The organism is Acidimicrobiia bacterium (assembly GCA_016650365.1).
Taxonomy (GTDB): Bacteria; Actinomycetota; Acidimicrobiia; order Spongiisociales; family JAENVV01; genus JAENVV01.
Genome location: JAENVV010000004.1, coordinates 1 through 2455, shown reverse-complemented (window position 1 = coordinate 2455; position 2455 = coordinate 1). Strand labels below are relative to the sequence as shown.

1 protein-coding gene and 1 tRNA gene are annotated in these 2455 nt (G+C 61.7%); one reads left to right on the top strand and one right to left on the bottom strand.

Going from position 1 to position 2455, the window contains the following annotated elements; translation table 11 throughout:
- Positions 1-122 precede the first annotated feature (122 nt).
- Entirely contained in the window at positions 123-2114 is a 1992-nt protein-coding gene (locus tag JJE47_00290; protein MBK5265847.1) for a hypothetical protein, read from the bottom strand.
- Positions 2115-2320: 206 nt separating this feature from the next.
- Here JJE47_00290 and JJE47_00285 point away from each other — a divergent pair.
- Positions 2321-2387, top strand: a tRNA-Phe gene (locus tag JJE47_00285).
- Positions 2388-2455: the final 68 nt, after the last annotated feature.

The window sequence follows — 2455 nt, the reverse complement described above, 5'->3', positions numbered from 1 at the left end:
TTCTCGTCCGAAATCGGGTGATCGGTGCGGTGTCCGGGTCCGTGGGTCTTGGGCCGATGACGCCGAAAAACCAACGTCCGGCCCGTTGGATCGAGACGATCGACACCTCGAGGGTTGGCTCATTAGTAACAACCGGGCGGTTGGTAACCGGACGGGGCGGGTAGGAACCGCATCACGAGTCCCAGGCTGCCCTGGAAGATCGCCGACCCGTCAGACAGCAGCGAAAGGGTCCCTTCGTCGAACGGGTTTGACCAACGCATGGCGGTTTCGTAGGGAAGCAAGGGGAGGTCAGTCACATCGGCAAGCCAGAAAGCACCGTCGAGTTCCGTGTATTCGATACCGCAGTGAGTGGGCAACCGGTGTTGCTTCGTGTCCAATGTGTCCACCGCAACCGGCGTCACGACACCTTCCCATGGCGACCAGAGCCCGACCGCGAAGGCTGAGGCATCATCGGACGTTGGGCAGTGGATGAACACGACGTCGCTGCCGTTCTCGTCGGGTATGGCGAAGCCAATTGATCCGTCATCGGCTTGATACGAAGTTCCCTCAAGCATGTTGATCGGATTCCCAGTTTCATCCAACGTTGAGCGACCGGGACGAAAGACCGCGATGGGTCCATTCTCGGTGAACTCAGGCCACGCGGCTCCCTCGGGGTATCCATAGGTCGAGGTGACCGTGCAGGTGACAGGGGCGGTGCTGTCATCGGACGAAAACACCAGCCCGACGCTCTCATCCTCCGAGACGAACCCTTCCGGGTCCTGGACCGGGGCAAACGACTCCACAAAAGAGAACCCCGCGGGAACATCAAGCTGCATCACACCCACCGGCATTGTGGAGGGCGCAACGATTGAACCGTCGTTGGTGCGGACGATCCGGTACCGCCGTAGGCTCCGGCCCACCGAGTAGACAGCGTCATCAGTTCCCACGAGTGCTCCCAAGTCGAGTGCACTGGCATCCTCAAGCGGCACCGGAATCCACGTCATTCGTTCGCGGTCCCAGATCGCGTAGCCCGAACACATTCTCACGACCGGCGTGCCGGCGGCAACCAGAGCCCCCGGAAGACATTCGAAGAATCGCAGCGGAAGATCGCCTATCCGGGTCCACTGTTCGGAACCCCACACCGCTGTAGCCATCTGATAGTTGACGACCAAGAGGCCATCGTCGGTCCACACGTTGTCACGAGCAATTTTCGGAACCGGCGGTCCCGGATGCGATGTCCATGCGTCGTCGCCGACTGCCCATGTCTGTAGCGTCCCAGAACCGATTGCGACGACGAGCTCGCCGGTCCAATGTCCCCGGACCGGACTTGAGGAGCCGCCGACCACCGACGCGGCCGGAATATGAATAGTCGCTTCGGTGGTCGGCTCAAATGCGACGCCTCTGGTCGGGGCGACTAGCAGTTCTCCGGTCCACACCAGGCTTGATTGGAGATCAGCCCGTACGGCGTCGAAGAATTCACCTCGCAGCACACGCCAGGTATCCGTAGCCGGATCGAAGAGCGCCGCCGTAGCGCAATCATCCTCCACGATGGCCACACCGTAAACCAGGACCACTCGATCCAACCACATCGCGTCGGCCGGCCCCAGCAGACAGAGCTCATCGGGAGGCTCGGCCACCGGACGCCAGGAGTCCGCCTCAGGGTCATACAGGTGCCCGTCTTGGAGGAATCCCGATGGCCTTGGCACCTCCGGGAGGCCGCCAACGTAACCGCCCCAGGCGAACAGTTCGGTCCCGGTCCAGGTGACGGCCATTCGATTCCGGCCACCGCTGAGCGGCCCGAAATTCAGGTCCTCCCACCCCGCCCCCAGAATCGTTCCGGGAAGCAATGGTGCGCCCGCCACGGTGGTTGCAGTCGACGACACGATGGGTGGAGGGGCCAACCTCGTCGACGAGGCGGTTGGACTGGGCGGGGTAGACGTTGATAGAGCCGCGGAGGCTTGCGGCGCCGTCGCATCCGGAGGCGGAGTGCTTTGCCCGGTAGCGAAGAAGATCGCCGCGAAGGCTGCTAGCGCGACGATGACTACCCCGGCTACGGTACGTCGGCTGGATAACGGTTCTCGAGGGCTCTCGTGCACCGGGCGGATCATTGATTCTCGACCATCGGGGTTGGCCATCTAATCAAGCGTAGTTCTCGCCGTTGACACCAGCGAGATACCCGGCAATCCCGGACGCATCCATAACTCATTCTCGGTAGCACCTCAGATGCTTTCGCATCGTTTGTAGTTGAAGCCCGATCCGCACGGGGCAAGGATCGTTCTAACCCTGCGGGCACGTCCTTCCTATTCTGGGGTGTGAAGCCCGCGTCGAAATGGTCGAGCCGGTATCAGTGTGAGGGTGAGGCCGGTCTGAAAAACCGTAGGTCGGCGGTTCAATTCCGCCCCTGACCACGACAGTAGATACCGCGAGAACACCCGGAAACCCCGATCATCATTGAGTTTTCGGATGACCGTCCTTC

Excerpts from the sequence above, each read along its gene's own strand:
- JJE47_00290 (MBK5265847.1), bottom strand. The coding sequence starts at position 2,114 with ATGGCCAACCCCGATGGTCGAGAATCAATGATCCGCCCGGTGCACGAG.